This window comes from Halomonas sp. GD1P12 (genome assembly GCF_025725645.1).
Classification (GTDB): domain Bacteria; phylum Pseudomonadota; class Gammaproteobacteria; order Pseudomonadales; family Halomonadaceae; genus Vreelandella.
This window is the reverse complement of record NZ_CP107007.1, coordinates 2,966,387-2,982,803: the sequence shown is the minus strand read 5'-3', so window position 1 is coordinate 2,982,803 and position 16,417 is coordinate 2,966,387. Positions and strand designations below refer to the sequence as shown.

Sequence of the window (16,417 nt, the reverse complement as noted above, 5' to 3'; positions counted from 1 at the left end):
TAAGCGTTAAGTCTGCGCTTATCATAAAGGAAGTGCCATGTGCTTTTTAATAAGTCAGTGAGCGTGGAAGCTTTTTTGCTTTTATTGTTTAGCACCATGGATCTGCCCGCCAAAAATTACATATCTAATAAGTCAAGGTAGGTCCTGATAACTAGAAGTTTGTTGAGGTAGGCGTGGGTTTTCTAGTATTTCACCACGCGCTCTTTTACTTATGCTTGCATGAGCTTGAATTAGTGTTTTGCCACACTTTTTGAAAAAAAGAGTGAAAGCGTTGGTGATGTGAAATCGAAAGCTCTAAAGAGCTGTAGTGCTCGTGTAGCTGGCGGTTTAGTATTGCCGTATTGGTGAGATATTACTATCTCATTACTCTCATGCTCATTGAAAGGAAGCGTCCGTGCCTAATATTGATAACGTCCATCTGGGGGTCATTGGTCTTGGTTATGTGGGCCTGCCATTGGCCGTCGAGTTTGGTAAAGTCTTACCCACAGTAGGGTTCGATATCAATAAGGGGCGCGTTACTGAGCTGCGCGATGGCATAGACCATACTCTGGAGGTCGAGCCCGCGCTGATGGCGAAAGCCAAACAGCTAAGCTTTGCCAGCGAGCTCGAAGCACTGCGCGCGTGTAACGTCTATATCGTGACCGTGCCCACGCCGATCGATGCCAGCCGTCAGCCCGACCTCACCCCGCTGATTAAAGCCAGCGAAACGATAGGTCAGGTAATTTCCAAAGGCGACGTGGTGATTTACGAAAGCACTGTGTATCCCGGGGCCACGGAAGAGAAGTGTATTCCTGTCGTCGAGCGGGTGTCCGGGTTGGTGTACAACCAGGATTTCTTTGCGGGCTATAGCCCGGAAAGGATCAATCCGGGTGACAAGGAGCACCGCGTTACCACCATTAAAAAAGTCACCTCGGGCTCTACGGCCGAAACCGGAGAGTTTGTCGATGCGCTTTACCGTAAGGTCATTACTGCAGGAACTCACTTGGCCAGTAGCATTCGCGTCGCCGAGGCAGCCAAGGTGATCGAAAACACGCAGCGCGACATCAATATTGCCTTGATCAACGAGCTAGCGCTGATCTTTAATCGACTGGATATCGATACCGAAGAAGTGCTCCAGGCCGCTGGCACCAAGTGGAACTTTCTGCCTTTTCGTCCGGGGTTGGTGGGTGGTCACTGTATTGGTGTGGATCCCTACTACCTCACGCACAAGGCCCAGCAAGTCGGCTATCATCCGGAAATGATTCTGGCAGGGCGCCGTTTGAACGATGCCATGGGCGCCTATGTAGCGGGTCAGTTGGTCAAGCAAATGATCAAGCGGCGTATTCACGTTGAAGGCTCGCGCGTTCTGGTACTGGGGTTGACCTTTAAAGAGAACTGCCCTGACCTTCGCAACACGCGTGTCGTCGATATTCTAGCCGAGCTGGCCGATTACGGCGTCTGCGTCGATGTGTATGATCCTCAGGTCAGTAAAGCGGAAGCCGAAGCTGAATACGGTATTACTCCCGTCGAGAGCCCCAAGGCGGGTGCTTATGATGCGATGATACTGGCCGTTGCGCACCGGGAGTTTTGTGAGCTGGGCGCGCAGGGTATTCGTGTCTGGGGTAAGCCTGAGCATGTACTTTACGATTTAAAATACGTGCTGCCGAAACATGACGCCGACCTGCGACTGTAAGTCGAGCGCTTCGATGTAAAACGATCTCACCACGTATCAAGGAATGCAATGAGTCGAATTGTATCGCTCCAGGCCGAGCTGAAGGCCACTCCTCGTACCTGGCTTGTGACCGGTTGTGCCGGTTTCATTGGCAGTAATCTAATCGAAGCGCTTTTGAAACTCGATCAACGCGTGGTGGGATTGGATAACTTCGCCACCGGTTTTCAGGCCAATCTGGATGAGGTGCGTTCTCTGGTAAGCGCCGAGCAGTGGGCACGCTTTAGCTTTATCGAAGGAGACATTCGCGATCCCGATACCTGCCGCGCGGCCATGCAGGTCGATGGGCAGTCGGTCGATCACGTATTGCATCAGGCCGCGCTTGGCTCCGTGCCGCGCTCAATTGAGGACCCGATCGCGACCAACGCTGCTAACATCACGGGCCATCTGAACATGCTGGTGGCGGCCAAGGACGCCGAAGTAAGAAGTTTTGTATATGCAGCCTCGAGCTCTACCTATGGCGATCATCCAGCGCTACCCAAGGTGGAAGAGTGCATAGGCAAGCCGCTATCGCCGTATGCTGTCACCAAGGTGGTGAACGAGATGTATGCTGATGTGTTCGCTCGCACCTACAATTTTAAAGCCACCGGTCTGCGCTACTTCAACGTTTTTGGAAAACGGCAAAATCCCAATGGAGCCTATGCAGCGGTCATTCCCAAGTGGGCCGGCGCCATGCTGCAGGATGAAACGCTTTTCATTAACGGCGATGGCGAAACCAGCCGAGATTTCTGCTATATCGCTAACGCCGTGCAGGCCAACCTGCTGGCGGCAACCGCGGAAGACGTAGCGCAGGGCGAGGTGTATAACGTAGCCGTGAGTGGTCGTACAACGCTAAACCAATTGTTCGAATACTTGCGCAACGGGCTGGCTGAGCAGGGTGTCAGTTATACAGAAGACCCGACATATCGGGATTTCCGAGCAGGTGACGTGCGCCATTCTCAAGCGGATATCACCAAGGCAGCTCGCTTGTTGGGCTATGCGCCCAGCCACACCATCGTCGACGGTATTGGCGAAGCCATGCCCTGGTATCTGAACTATTTTCGGCAGTAAAGTGCCATAGCGACTTAAATTGCTTGAAAGTATCGAAGACCATCTGTTTGAAGCTCGCAGCGGTGGGGCCCTTTGAATAGAAAGCGCCAATGAAGGCTGCCATGTACGATTTAATAAAAAGCCTTACGCCGCCGCTTTTAATGCCCTTGCCGATAAGCATGGCTTTGCTGTTCTTGGGGTTAGGGTTGGTTTGGCTAAAACGTTTGTACTCGGGGCGTGCGCTATCTGCTCTGGGGCTGACGGTTCTACTCTTGGCTAGCTGGGCACCGATTGCAGAGCGCTTGTTGGCGCCGATCGAAACGCGCTACCCGGCGCTTTTGGATGTCGCTGACGTAGAGGCGCCTGCTGCGATAGTGGTGCTGGGCGGAGGCTGGCAGCCGCAGGCGCTTGTTTCCAGCGTAGCCAAACTGAGTGAAAGCTCAGCGCTTCGCCTAATGGAAGGCATACGGTTATGGCGTGAATTACAGGATGTGCCGCTAGTCGTGTCAGGGGCCGCCCGTGATACTTCGATAGCGCCAGTAGCTCGGGGTTATCTCGAAGCCGCGCATGCATTGGGCGTGCCACGGCAATCCATACGCGTACTGGATTGGCCAACCGATACCGGCCAGGAAGCCCGAGCGGTTCGTGATTTAGTAGGGGAGGGCGCACCAGTCATACTGGTCACCTCTGCTTCCCATATGCCGCGTGCCATGCGCCACTTTCAAGCGGTAGGGCTTTTACCTGTCGCTGCCCCGACCCATTTTTTAACGCAGTTCGAGTCGCCTCATAGCGTTCGCTACTGGATTCCTTCGGCGAGCCAGCTACACAAAACCGAACGGGCGCTGTACGAGACGCTGGGGCTTTTAATGGTCGATGTTGAGCATTAGCCATCTCTTCCAACGCTAACAAGCTCCCATGTGTTTAAAACTGATGATGCTGCGAAACACTTCCCTGATTTTTTTCGGCACTAGCTTTTTAATCGCTGCGCCGCTGCTCCTACCCAATGGCGGATGGTTAGCGTTGGGCGCGCTAGCCGTTTTAGGTGGTTTTGAATTAGTCAGCGGGCGTTTTAAAAAAGCCACTAGGCTGGCTCGATACCTCGTCCTGTTACCCATTTTTTGTGCGGCAGCCACCCTACTGGCTTGTGCTGTGCAAGGGCCGCAGACGTGGCAGGACGAATGGCCTCGGCTCCTTGTTTTACTGCTGAGCGTGTTAACGGTTTGTGCCTTGCCCAGGCTTTATGTAAGCGCCGCGAACGTTTTTGTGGCGTTCGCCGTGACCGGAGCCGCTGTGGGTGCGTGGGCATTATGGCAGTTCGCAGGTCAGGGCGTTGAGCGGGCAAGTGGACAGGCCCCTTTTCACGCTATTCTGTTTGGCAACTTTTCGCTCGCGGCGGGGGTTGTCTGTTTGGCTGGGTTGCCTTGGGCATGGCAGCAGCCTAAACGCTGGGGCTGGGTAATGCTAGTAGCAGCAGGAGCGTTGGGAGGGCTTGACGCTTCTCTGCTTTCCGGTACGCGGGGTGGCTGGCTGGCGCTGCCGTTGACAGTGTGGATGCTCTATCGCGCTTATGGCCGGAAGTGGCCCTTGCGCTTGCGCGGGGGGATCTCGGTCGTGATCGCCGTGCTGGTCATTGGGCTTTACTCGCTGCCCCAGACCGGTGTACAGCAGCGGGTGAACAGCGCGATGAGTGAAAGCCTTGATTACCTGAATGGCGAGGCGCACGGATCGATCGGCGTTCGTCTCGAGCTCTATCGAGTCACTCTGCAGTTGATTGCCGAGCGGCCGTGGTCGGGGTATCGCCTTCAGGAGTATCGCAATGTTTTGAAAACGCTCAATGAGCAGGGTCGTGTAAGTAGTGGTGTCACCGAGCACTGGCATGCTCACAACGATATTCTGAATGCCTGGTTACGCTATGGTGCGTTGGGGGGGCTGGCGACATTATTGCTGTACGTGGCGCCGCTTTGGTTTTTTGCGCGGCGGCTACACGGGGGATGCCCGGATCGGGATCCACTAGCGCTAGCAGGCTGTCTACTGGCGCTACTATTTTTTGATTTTGGCTTGAGCTATGCCTTCTTCGCCTATCCGATAGTACTGGCTGCCTATTGGGTTTGGTTGGTGGTGTGCGTGGCAGCCGTTGTAAACCGTCATGCACATTCTAAAGAGCCTTTCAAAACGTCTTTGAAAACAACTGCCGAATAATACGTCATTTTTTTAACCTGGATTGGTTTTGAAAAAAAAAGTAATAAATTGCGATTAATGGCCGTTTTTTTGCTACTTAAAAGGCAATGGTTTGACTAGAAAAATCATACGATAATTTATAAAAAATAAAGGCTATAGAAATTATAATACTTGTCGCGTCGGCTTGAACGATCAAGCGCTCTTCGCTGGATGTAATGCTGTTGTCATACTGGGTCCGGTATAAAGAAATGCCCTCCTGATACTTATCTTATCAGCTCGCCTTAATGGGCACGAATAATGTCTACGCTGCATACTTTAATATGCAGGTAACTTGCTGAATTTAAGCCATCAACACATTTATCTGCGTGTGGACAGCATTGATTTTAAACTGCTCAATAGTACAAGGATGTAGGCAAAGGTATGATAAAACTAATCCGAAACAGTACGTAAAACTGCTCCAAACACCGTAGTAAACGGTGAATGCCGTATCGACAGCTCGTGAATTCGAGCGCTCGTTGAGCTGAATTGGAGTCGACTGCTATGTTATCGCGCTTATTGCACCCCTTATTTCGTCTGCCAAGACCTCAAAAACGCCTGATTCAGTTAGTGGTTGATGCCGGGCTGATAACGGTTAGCTTTCTGCTGGCCATGTTCTTGCGGCTAGATGGTTGGTCCTTTGTGTCCAACTCCAACGTCTGGCTGGTCTTACCTGCCATTATTCCTATTAGTCTTTTCATCTTTGCGCGACTGGGATTCTACCGAGCAATCATCCGCTTCATGGACATGCAGGCGGCGACGACCGTTCTAGCCGGCGTATTAGCATCCACGATGGTACTGATCGTGGTCAACTACGTCGCGCTTTTACCTATTCCTCGTTCGGTACCTTTCATTTACGCCATGCTCGCCATGTTGACCATCGGCGGCGTACGAGCGGTATTGAGATCACTCTACTCTCGCGGTCAGGTACGTTACAAAACGCGTGTATTGATTTATGGCGCGGGCAGCTCTGGGCGACAGCTGGTCGTGTCGTTTCGTAGTGGGAACGAATACGAGCCCGTATGCTTCGTGGATGATGACAGCGAAGTACAGCGCTCCACTATCCAGGGGCTCAAGGTTCATCATCCCCGCGCCGTTCAAGGCCTGATCGATGTTTATGGGGTTGAAAAAATTCTGCTGGCGCTGCCCAGCGCGAGCCACGCGCGCCGTCGGGAAATTCTCGAGTCACTGGAAGACGTGACGGTCCCGGTACAAACGGTTCCCGGCATGGCCGATGTGATTACTGGCAAGGCCAAGACCACAGAAATTCGCGATGTGGCCGTCGAGGACCTGCTGGGGCGCGACCCGGTACCGCCCAACCCTGACCTGATTGGTGCCAATATCTCCGATAAGGTGGTACTAGTCACCGGGGCGGGTGGATCGATCGGTAGCGAACTGTGTCGGCAAATTTTACGCCAGCATCCTACCAGGCTGCTGCTTTTGGAAGTGTCTGAATACAACCTGTACTGCGTCGAGCAGGACCTGCGTGGCCTTGCCCAGGAAGAAGGGCTGGAGCATGTAGAGGTACTGGCGTTATTGGGATCGGTGCAGCACACCGAGCGCCTTCAATCCGTCATGACCTACTACCAGGTGCAGACGGTTTACCACGCGGCGGCCTATAAGCACGTGCCCATGGTCGAGCACAACGTGGAAGAGGGGTTGGTCAACAATGCCATTGGCACGCTCAACTGCGCGCGGGCAGCCGTCGCCAGCGGTGTCAGCGACTTTGTGCTGATTTCTACAGACAAGGCCGTGCGGCCGACCAACGTGATGGGGGCGACCAAGCGGCTGGCAGAGCTTGTGTGTCAGGCCATGTCTAGCGCACAAAGTAACACCCGTTTTTGCATGGTACGTTTTGGCAACGTGCTGGGCTCCAGCGGCTCGGTTGTGCCCATGTTCCGTCGTCAAATTGCCGCGGGCGGGCCGGTCACCGTTACTCATCCTGAGATTACGCGTTATTTCATGACCATCCCCGAGGCTGCCCAATTGGTCATCCAGGCCGGAGCAATGGCCAAGGGTGGCGACGTATTCGTGCTGGATATGGGCGAACCCATCAAAATCACCGACCTTGCCACCAAAATGGTGCGTCTGTCCGGATTCGACCCCTACGTGACGGAGCCGAACCAGACGAAACACTCGCTCAATGGCGATATCGAGATTCGCTTTACCGGCTTGCGCCCGGGGGAGAAGCTCTACGAGGAGCTTCTCATTGGCGAGCGCGTGCGAAATACGGCCCACCCGCGCATCATGTCGGCTAACGAAGTATCGCTGTCCCTCGAGGAAACCGAGCGCTTGATGAGCGAACTGATGCGTGCATGCCGGAGCAGTGATTCTCGACGCCTTCAGCAGCTGTTGATCGATGCGCCCTTGGGCTATGCCCCCAACAGCGAGCTGGTGGATCACCTGTGGCAGTGTCCGGTACGCAAGGAGGCCGTTCTGACCGCCAGGCATGGTGACTTCGACAGCGGCCCGGCTTTGCACAGCGTCGCTTAAATTTTAACGCGCGAAGCGCCGATAGGCTTGAATAGCGCATCGATTTAACCGACAACACCTCAAGAGCCGTTCGTCCTACACGCTGATCTCTTTCAGCGGTAGAAGGCGAACGGCTCTTTTTTTATGTTTAAGCGGGCCGGCCAGCGATAGCTGACAGGAGGGCCCCAAGGTAGCGGTGGGGCGTAGGTAGATAAGACCAGTGTCAGGCCACTGGTTTTATTCACGCGTCACTCGCGAATATTCTCAATGTTTAATCAATCCCCACTGCCCGTAATACGACCGACTACTCCCAGGCCGGAAACGGATCCGGCAGCGTCTTCCAGGCATCGAACCCCTCCAGCAGCTCTTCTTCGTTCAAAAGACAGTCGTCCAAAGCGGCGCGCATACGGGCTTTATCCATGTGCTGGCCGATGAACACCAGCTCCTGACGCATGTCGCCGAAGGGTTCGACCCATTTTTCCTTGATGAAATCACGATACTCCGGGTCCGTGGGCCAGCGCGACTCGGGGATCGCTTTCCAGAACATGCCGGCGACGCCGTGATGGGCAATGCCGCCGGCCTGGCTCCACTGGCCGGCCCACTGGGGGCGGGTGGCCAGCCAGAAAAAGCCTTTCGAGCGCAGCAGCCCTTCGCCGAACCAGTCCGCGTGCAGCAGCTCAAAAAATTTGCCCGGGTGGAAGGGGCGTCGCGCGTGGTAGGCGAAACTCGAAATGCCGTACTCTTCGGTTTCCGGCACGTGCTCGCCGCGCATCTCCTTGAGCCATCCCGGCGCGCGCTGGGCGCGCTCGAAATCGAAGCGCTGGGTGTCGAGCACCTTGTTCAGCGCCACCTGGCCTTGGCGGATCGGCACGATCTCGGCGTCCGGGTTTAGTGAGGTCAGCACCGCTTTTAGCGATTCAAGCTCACGCTCGCTCATCAGATCAACCTTGCTGACCAGCAACACGTCGCAAAACTCGATCTGATCGACCAGCAGGTCCGCCACGTTACGCTCGTCCTCTTCCCCCAGGTGCTCGCCCGCCTCTTCGAGGCTTTGAGCCTGCTGGTACTGGGTAAGAAAGTTGGCGCCATCGACGACGGTGACCAGCGTATCCAGACGCGCAACGTGAGAGAGGCTCTGGCCCTCTTCGTCCTCGAAGGTGAACGTTTCGGCCACCGGCAGCGGCTCGGAAATACCGGTGGACTCGATTACCAGATAATCGAAGCGCCCCTCGCGGGCAAGCTTACCTACCTCGACGAGCAGATCCTCGCGCAGTGTGCAGCAGATGCAGCCGTTGCTCATCTCGACGAGCCGCTCATTAGAGCGGTTCAACGCCACTTCCTCTTCTGATGCCTCGGTAGGGCCGCCACGAACCAGGGCGGCGTCGATGTTGACCTCGCTCATGTCGTTGACGATCACCGCCACGCGGCGGCCTTCACGATTGGCCAGAATATGGTTGAGTACGGTGGTCTTGCCGGCGCCGAGAAACCCCGAGAGCACGGTAACGGGGAGGGGGTGGAAGTCAGACACGGTCGATCTCTCTACTTTTAATGTTACGTTATACTATATCAATTAAAAGAGAGTTGAAATATGTTTTGCTCAACGTGATCTGGTCATGGTGCTGTGGAATGCCCCCGCGGGGGCAGGGGGATTAGAAGCGTTTGTACTGGGTCGGGCAGTAGTCGCGCTGAATGGCGGGCGAGCGAAGCGCGCGGTGTTTGGTTGCTCGAGCACTAACGCGTCGGCGCCAGAGTTTGAACGAGCCGGGTTTGAGCGCGTGGCGCATGACATCGACGACATCGTGCTCGCCCAAACCGTACAGGCCTTCAATGGCTTCAAACGGGGTACGATCCTCCCAGGCCATTTCGATGACGCGGGAGCGGTCTTCTTCGGGAAGTCGCTTGAAACGTTCGACGGACGCTTTGGCCATGGGGCATACCTTCCAGAATTACGGTGGTCAGGATCACAACTGGTTGTTTGGACAAGTTTGTTTGGAACTGCTTGTTTGGAACTGCTTGTTGTTTGGAGCTGCTTGCTTGGACACGATCCGCGGTGCTGCGTTCGCCTGGACGCCAGGGGTTACTTTTCGTTCGGCGCCTTTTGATGAAGGCGCGCCGCCAGACTTTCGGTGATATCGAGGATGAGCTTACGATCCTGCTGCTCGAGCGGCGCCAGCAGGTCTTTCATTCGGCTCGCCTGATCGTCGGTTTGAAGACTCACTTCACCCAGCAACTCGGCGGTCTCGCAGTTGAAAATCGCGGATAGCTGTACCAGACGTATCACGTTGGGAATCACTCGCCCCCGCTCGATACGGGAGACGGCTTCGTTACCGATCCCCAGCCGCTCAGCCACTTCTTCCTGGGTCATCTGGCAGCCTACGCGCCGTTTGGCGATTGCACCGCCGATGTGACTGGCGATATGTTCCCGTTCTTTTTTCGTCACGTTGCCCTCCCAATGATAAAGAATGGTTAAGGACCCACCTGTTGACATGAAGGACTAAGCGAGTTGAGTATCAACTCAAGAGGTTGGTAGACGATAATTAAATTTGTCGAATCAAATCATTGGCGCTGGCTATGTGGGGCGTGCCGAGGCGTGGGCGGTCCTTGCACAAATGCTGCGGTAAAGTCGTCACGTTCAGGGTCAAGAACGGGCGCAAGAAGCCGATATAGCTTCCAATGATGTTGAGTGGGAATGATGCCGAGTGGGAATGATGTTGCGCGGGAATGTAGGGCGGGTGAGTCGTCAATGAGAACTTTCGTGCCAGCTGCACAGTTAAATTGTTATATTCGTATTAGCCATATGTTGTAAAAAGATAGCACCGCACTGAGGCTGACGGTCCTCACTGTGGGTGAAGAGGCATCGGTATCGACGCCGTTAATGGATCAACTTCAAGGCGTTCAACTTCATGCTCTCAGACTCTGCGCCCAGTATCCTGCAGCAGCTCTCCAGAAGCCTTCTTCGCAGCAGCCGTGAAGAGTTCTTCGAGCAGTTGACCCTCTCGTTGTCAGCGCTTCTGGGCGTCGATCACGTGCTGGTCGCGCGCATCGATGCGCATCAAAGCCTCGTTTCTCCGGTAACGCTCTACTCCAACGGGCAGTGGCTTCATCAAGCGCCGTTCCCGATCAAGGGAACCGCCTGCAGCCAAGTGAGCCCGAGCAGTGAGTTCTTTGCCGAGGCGGGCATTTGTTCCCGCTTTCCCAATGATACGCAGCTGGCCGCGCTTGATGCCCAGGGGTATCTGGGGGTGCCCATGCTGGATGCCGATGGCAACTGGCTCGGGCTGATCGCGCTGATTCACTCCTCGCCATTGACGCTTCCCGATTTCGCCGTCGATACGCTGAGAATCGCGGCGTCACTTGCAAGTTTCGAACTCTCTCGCCGTTTGGCTGGCGCCAACGCCAATGTGCGTATCGCCGGCCAGCGCCGGGCGCTCAAGCTTTTAAGCGAAGGCGGCGAGGCGGTGTTCAATGCCCAGGATGAAACGGCGCTCATGCAGAGCTGCTGTGATGTGGCCGTCGACACTGGCGGCTACGCCGCTGCCTGGATCAGCCGCCCGGGTCCTCTGGGCCGCGCCGATTCGCTGAGTGTGAGGACGATGGCCGACCGGGACGGCCAGGAGATCGCCTGGTGCAGTCCGCGCCAGCTGATGATCAAGCGCTACAGCCGGGCCTTGACCCAGACCGCATTCGCGACCGGCAAGCCGGTCTTTATCACAAAGCCAGGCCAGACCGGTGGCGTCAACGAAACGGTCGCCTCCACCTTATGCTCTCTGGGGGTTAAAGCATTCATCGCGCTGCCGTTGATGTTTCGCGATACGCCTTTGGGCGTGCTCAGCTGCTACCACGCTCAGGAAACGTGCATTTCCAAAAAAGAGCGTAAGGTCCTGGGCGATTTGGCCAACGATATCGCCTTTGGACTGGACAGCATCGTGCGCCGACAAAACGAGCAGCGCATTCAGCACGCGGTGGCCCACGTGGCCACGGCGGTGTCGGCCAACCACGGCGAGGCGTTTTTGTCTCAGCTCACCGCCCACATGGCGACGGCGCTCGATGCCCAGGTGGGGTTCATCGCTCGGCTCGACGCAATGGAGCCAGGCGTGGCGTCGATGGCGTCGCTCAATATCAGAGGCGAAGAGCAGCCTGGCATTCGCTATCGAATAGCCGGCGTGCCCTGTGAAGACGTTGTCAATCACAAAGAGTGCGTGGTGCTCGAAAATGCCGCCATCCGTATGCCCGCCGAGTCCAACGGCGAGCTCGACTGGGTCAACGGCTATATCGGTCGCCGATTGGACGATGCCCAGGGGCAACCGATCGGCGTTGTCGGCGTCATGTTCGAACAGCCCCTGGAGGACACCCACATCGCTCGCACGGTGCTGCAGATTTTTGCCGCACGGGTCGCCTCGGAGCTTTCGCGTCAGCAGGACGAGAGCCGCATTCGCGAGTTGGCCTACCGCGACGAGGGCACGCGCCTGCCCAACCGGGCGGATTTCATGCAGCGACTGGTGCAGCACGTGGGACAGACACCACCGCGTTCGTTGGCGCTACTGCTGCTGGGCCTTAACCATTTCAAGGAAATCAACGATATCGCCGGCCATTATGTCGGCGATCTGGTGCTTAAAGAGGTCGCCAAGCGGTTCTCGACGGTGCTGAAAGAGCGCCACTATCTGGCAAGACTGGGCGGCGACGAGTTTGTGGTGCTGTGTCTTGACGCCGGCCAGCATGAAGCGATCGAGATCGCCACCCGGCTTCAGGACTCGCTCGTGGCGCCCGTGGTCGTCGAGCAGCATACGGCGGACGTCAGCGCAAGCGTCGGCGTATCGGTGTGCCCCGACCAGGCGCGCACCGCCCAGGGGCTCCTTCGATACGCCGATATCGCCATGCATCAGGCCAAGCGAGCACCGTCGAGCGCGCGATTGTTCGAGCCGTGGATGGAGCAGGCCATGCGCGAAAAGCTCGACATGGCCAAGCGGCTTGCCATCGCCATCGCACACAAGACGCTGACCCTGAACTTCCAGCCCCAGGTGAACCTGCACACCCGCGAGTTGATCGGCGCCGAGGCGCTTTGTCGCTGGCAGGACGAGGTGCTGGGCTTCGTCTCGCCGGGTGATTTCATCCCGCTGGCCGAGGAGCGCGGCATGATGGTCGCGCTTGGGCGCTGTGTCATCGAGAAGGCGTGCCAGCAGCTCGCCCAGTGGAAAGGCCAGGGGCTTTCGCTTTGCGGGCAGCTTGCGATCAACGTGGCGGCGGATCAGTTCGACGACAACGACCTGATCGACACGCTGTTCGAAAACTGCAGCCGCTATCATATTACCCCCTCGATGCTGAGTCTGGAGCTGACCGAAAGCGGCATTATGGTCAACCCGGAAGAGGCCGTGGCGATCACCCGCTACTGCAAGGAGCAGGGCATGGGCCTGGCCATCGACGACTTCGGCACGGGCTACTCCTCGCTTGCCTATCTCAAGCGCTTCGCCGTGGACAAGATCAAGATCGATATCTCCTTCATCCGCGACATGCTGGTCAGCGAAAACGACCGCATTATCGTCGCCACCATCATAGCCATGGCCCATACCCTGGGGCTCGAAACGATCGCCGAAGGGATCGAAAGCCAGGCGCAAATCGAGCCGCTGCTCGAGATGGGCTGCACGCAAGGGCAGGGCTATCTGTTCGACCGGCCGCTCACGGCGTCACAGTTCGCAACGCGCTGGCTTTGAACGCGTACCCAACGTTCGCCCCCTTTAACGCGTCAACTCTCTTTACTCACGTCGGATTTGCCGAAACTTGATAGGCGAAGCGCCTGGTTGCCGCTAAGGTGAACAGAATAGAGACCACACACGGCGTCGGCGCCCGCCGGCGGGGTCAAGCGCACAGGGGGCAATCATGACCAGGGCTTACCATACCCAGGTAGGGAGTCGTCGCTACGGCTTTTCGAATCTGGCCGAGCTGATGGCCAGGGCCACGCCGGCCCGCTCTGGTGACCGGCTGGCCGGCGTCATGGCAGAAAGTGCCGAAGAGCGCGTGGTCGCCCAGATGGTGCTGGCCGAGCTTCCGCTTTCCACCTTTCTCAACGAAGCGCTGGTGCCCTACGAAGACGATGAGATCACTCGGCTGATCATCGACGACCACGACGCCGCCGCCTTCGCGCCGATCAGCCACCTGACGGTCGGCGATTTTCGCAACTGGCTGTTATCGGATCAGGCCACCCCCGAGGTGCTTGCGCGTGTGCGCGCTGGCATTACCCCAGAAATGGCCGCAGCGGTGAGCAAGCTGATGCGCAACCAGGATCTGATTCTGGTAGCGAAAAAATGCCGCGTTGTCACCGCCTTTCGCAACACCATCGGCTTGCCCAACCGGCTTTCCACTCGACTGCAGCCCAACCACCCGACCGACGATGTCACCGGGATCGCCGCGAGCATTCTCGACGGGCTTTTGTACGGCAGTGGTGATGCGGTGATCGGCATCAACCCGGCCACCGACAACGTTGCCCAGAGCGTGAAGTTGATGCGCCTGATGGACGAGGTGATCCAGAAGTACGAGATCCCCACCCAGTCCTGCGTACTCACCCACGTGACCAACACGCTGGAGGCGATCGAGCAGGGCGCGCCGGTGGATCTCGTCTTTCAGTCGATCGGCGGCACCGAGGCCACGAACAAGAGCTTCGGCTTCGATCTTGCCACCCTGGCCGAGGCCGAATCCGCGGCACAGTCGCTTGACCGCGGCACGGTCGGGCGCAACGTCATGTATTTCGAGACCGGCCAGGGAAGCGCACTTTCCGCCGATGCCCATCATGGCCTCGACCAACAGACCTGCGAGGCGCGCGCCTACGCCGTGGCGCGCAAGTTCAACCCGCTTTTGGTCAATACCGTGGTCGGCTTCATCGGCCCGGAGTACCTGTTCGACGGCAAGGAGATCACTCGCGCCGGGCTCGAGGATCACTTCTGCGGCAAGCTTCTGGGCGTGCCCATGGGGTGCGACGTCTGCTACACCAACCACGCCCAGGCTGACCAGAACGACATGGACAACCTGCTCACGCTTCTGGGCGTGGCCGGCTGCAATTTCGTGATGGGCATTCCGGGCTCGGACGACATCATGCTCAACTACCAGACCACCTCGTTTCACGATGCGCTCTACGCGCGCCGGGCGCTGGGCCTCAAGGCCGCTCCCGAGTTCGAGCAGTGGCTTGCGCGCATGCAGATTTTTGAGGATGTCGATACCCACCGGCTAAACGACCACGTCCCGAAGGCGTTCGCGAAAAGCCTGCGCCGTCTACCCGGGGAGGCGAGCCATGAGCAGTGATCACACACCAACGCCACGCTCCTCTACGGAGCAGGGCCGCGACGCCGGCGTGGTCGACAACCCCTGGGCGACGCTTCGCGCTTTCACCGATGCGCGCATCGGCCTCGGTCGCGCCGGGGTGAGTCTACCTACCCATAAACTGCTGGAGTTTCAGCTCGCCCACGCCCAGGCCCAGGACGCGGTGCACTGCCCGCTGGACATCGACGCGCTGAAGGCGTCGCTGAAAGAGGCGCTTGATCTCGACGCCGAGCCACTACTGCTGAAAAGCCGGGCGACGGACCGCGCCACCTACCTGCAGCGCCCGGACTACGGCCGCCGGTTGAGCGACGAGGATCGCGAGCGCCTCGAGGCGCAGACGGACAGCACCGAGCCCAGTGATCTTGCCATCGTCATCGTCGACGGCCTCTCGGCGCTGGCGGTACAGCAGAACGGTGCCCCGTTTCTGAAGGCGCTCGACCAGGCGTTGAAGCAGGATACTAACGACTGGCGCCTGGCGCCGGTGACCGTCGTCGAGCAGGGCCGCGTGGCCATCGGCGACGAGATTGGCGCGCTGTTGAACGCCCGCGCGGTGCTGGTGATGATCGGTGAGCGCCCCGGGCTCAGCTCGCCGGACAGCCTCGGGCTCTACATGACCTGGGCGCCGGAGGTGGGGCTTAGAGACGACCGGCGCAACTGTATCTCCAACGTGCGCCCGGCGGGGCTCGAGGCCGGCCAGGCGGCACGTAAACTCCTGCTACTGCTCAAGGAGGCGCGCGAGCGACAGCTTTCCGGGGTCAAGCTCAAGGACCGAAGCGAGGACGACGTGGTCGAGGGCATTGGCTCGACCCGCAATTTTCTGGTCGCCGACTGAGGCGGCCAGGCGCTTTACACCGCGCGCGACACGGGCTACAACGGGACGTGATCTGACAAGGAGAGCGTCATGTTGACAGGCGAACCCGTGGGCGAGCGCCACCCAAACGCTGGCACGCCGCCGCACCTGGTAGTGTTCACTGGCTCCGGCATCAGCGTCGAAAGCGGTATCAAGACCTTTCGCGCCAGCGATGGCCTCTGGGAGGAGCACCCGGTCGAGCAGGTGGCGACCCCGGAAGGCTTTCGCGCCGACCCCGAACGCGTGCTCGCCTTCTACAACCAGCGCCGAGCGCAGATTCGCCGCGCCCAGCCCAACGCAGCACACAAGGCGCTGGCCACGCTCGAGCAGGACGGCTTTAACGTCTCGATCATCACCCAGAACATCGACGATCTGCACGAACGGGCGGGCTCGCGCTACGTGCTGCACCTTCACGGCGAAATTTTGAAAGCGCGCTCCAGCGTTGACGCGAGCCTTCGCTACCCGGTGGCCGGCGATATGACCCTGGGCGATCTTTGCGACAAGGGCAGCCAGCTGCGCCCGGACGTGGTCTGGTTCGGTGAGTCGGTACCGCTTTTCGAGCAGGCCTGTGAGCTTGCAAGCCAGGCAGACTTCTTTCTGGTCGTGGGCACCTCACTTGCCGTGATGCCCGCCGCCTCGCTGTTGTCTTATATCGGTGTGGACACGCCCTGCGCGCTGATCGACCCGGACGCCGATGCGCTGACGCCCCCGGGGGTGCTGGCGATCAACACCACCGCCGGGGAAGGGGTGCCGGCATTGGTCGAGCGCTGGCGCCAACAGCGAAGTCTAGCGCTTGACTGAGTTGGCCGGAAGCCGCGATAAAGCAGCACCGCTGT

12 protein-coding genes are annotated in these 16,417 nt (G+C 58.0%); 9 read left to right on the top strand and 3 right to left on the bottom strand.

Annotation, left to right across the window (positions count from 1 at the left end; translation table 11 throughout):
• Positions 1 to 394 precede the first annotated feature (394 nt).
• From tviB to OCT39_RS13625, 5 genes are all read left to right on the top strand, one after another.
• Positions 395 to 1,672 carry a Vi polysaccharide biosynthesis UDP-N-acetylglucosamine C-6 dehydrogenase TviB gene (gene tviB / locus OCT39_RS13645; protein ID WP_263585005.1) on the top strand — a complete coding sequence of 426 codons (1,278 nt, stop codon included), beginning with the start codon at positions 395 to 397 and terminating at the stop codon, positions 1,670 to 1,672.
• Positions 1,673 to 1,720: 48 nt separating this feature from the next.
• Complete coding sequence (locus OCT39_RS13640) at positions 1,721 to 2,758, top strand: NAD-dependent epimerase/dehydratase family protein (RefSeq protein ID WP_263585004.1); 1,038 nt, start codon at positions 1,721 to 1,723, stop codon at positions 2,756 to 2,758.
• 89 nt (positions 2,759 to 2,847) lie between these two features.
• Entirely contained in the window at positions 2,848 to 3,624 is a 777-nt protein-coding gene (locus OCT39_RS13635; protein WP_263585003.1) for an ElyC/SanA/YdcF family protein, read from the top strand.
• Between the two features lie 28 nt (positions 3,625 to 3,652).
• Positions 3,653 to 4,936 (top strand): O-antigen ligase family protein, encoded by a 1,284-nt coding sequence (locus tag OCT39_RS13630; RefSeq protein ID WP_263585002.1) that lies wholly within the window; start codon positions 3,653 to 3,655, stop codon positions 4,934 to 4,936.
• 519 nt (positions 4,937 to 5,455) lie between these two features.
• Positions 5,456 to 7,444: a polysaccharide biosynthesis protein gene (locus tag OCT39_RS13625; RefSeq protein ID WP_263585001.1), complete on the top strand. Its 1,989-nt coding sequence runs from the start codon at positions 5,456 to 5,458 to the stop codon at positions 7,442 to 7,444.
• Between the two features lie 283 nt (positions 7,445 to 7,727).
• On the opposite strand, the gene zigA is transcribed toward OCT39_RS13625, so the two are convergent.
• The 3 genes from zigA to OCT39_RS13610 all read right to left on the bottom strand — a co-directional run bounded on the left by zigA (position 7,728) and on the right by OCT39_RS13610 (position 9,863).
• On the bottom strand, positions 7,728 to 8,951 hold the full coding sequence (gene zigA, locus OCT39_RS13620) for a zinc metallochaperone GTPase ZigA (protein ID WP_263585000.1): 1,224 nt from the start codon (positions 8,949 to 8,951) through the stop codon (positions 7,728 to 7,730).
• Positions 8,952 to 9,072: 121 nt separating this feature from the next.
• Positions 9,073 to 9,351: a TIGR03643 family protein gene (locus OCT39_RS13615; RefSeq protein ID WP_263584999.1), complete on the bottom strand. Its 279-nt coding sequence runs from the start codon at positions 9,349 to 9,351 to the stop codon at positions 9,073 to 9,075.
• A gap of 149 nt (positions 9,352 to 9,500) precedes the next feature.
• Complete coding sequence (locus OCT39_RS13610; RefSeq protein WP_263584998.1) at positions 9,501 to 9,863, bottom strand: helix-turn-helix domain-containing protein; 363 nt, start codon at positions 9,861 to 9,863, stop codon at positions 9,501 to 9,503.
• A gap of 463 nt (positions 9,864 to 10,326) precedes the next feature.
• Between OCT39_RS13610 and OCT39_RS13605 the strand changes: the two genes are divergently transcribed.
• The 4 genes from OCT39_RS13605 (at position 10,327) to OCT39_RS13590 (ending at position 16,382) form a co-directional block, all read left to right on the top strand.
• Positions 10,327 to 13,131 carry an EAL domain-containing protein gene (locus OCT39_RS13605; RefSeq protein ID WP_263584997.1) on the top strand — a complete coding sequence of 935 codons (2,805 nt, stop codon included), beginning with the start codon at positions 10,327 to 10,329 and terminating at the stop codon, positions 13,129 to 13,131.
• A 166-nt stretch (positions 13,132 to 13,297) separates the two neighbouring features.
• A complete protein-coding gene (locus tag OCT39_RS13600; protein WP_263584996.1) occupies positions 13,298 to 14,713 on the top strand; it encodes an ethanolamine ammonia-lyase subunit EutB in 1,416 nt (471 codons plus the stop codon).
• Positions 14,703 to 15,563, top strand: coding sequence for an ethanolamine ammonia-lyase subunit EutC (gene eutC / locus OCT39_RS13595; protein WP_263584995.1), 861 nt, complete (start codon positions 14,703 to 14,705; stop codon positions 15,561 to 15,563). The genes OCT39_RS13600 and eutC overlap by 11 nt, the downstream gene beginning before the upstream one ends.
• A 69-nt stretch (positions 15,564 to 15,632) precedes the next feature.
• Positions 15,633 to 16,382: an SIR2 family NAD-dependent protein deacylase gene (locus OCT39_RS13590; protein ID WP_263584994.1), complete on the top strand. Its 750-nt coding sequence runs from the start codon at positions 15,633 to 15,635 to the stop codon at positions 16,380 to 16,382.
• Positions 16,383 to 16,417 lie beyond the last annotated feature (35 nt).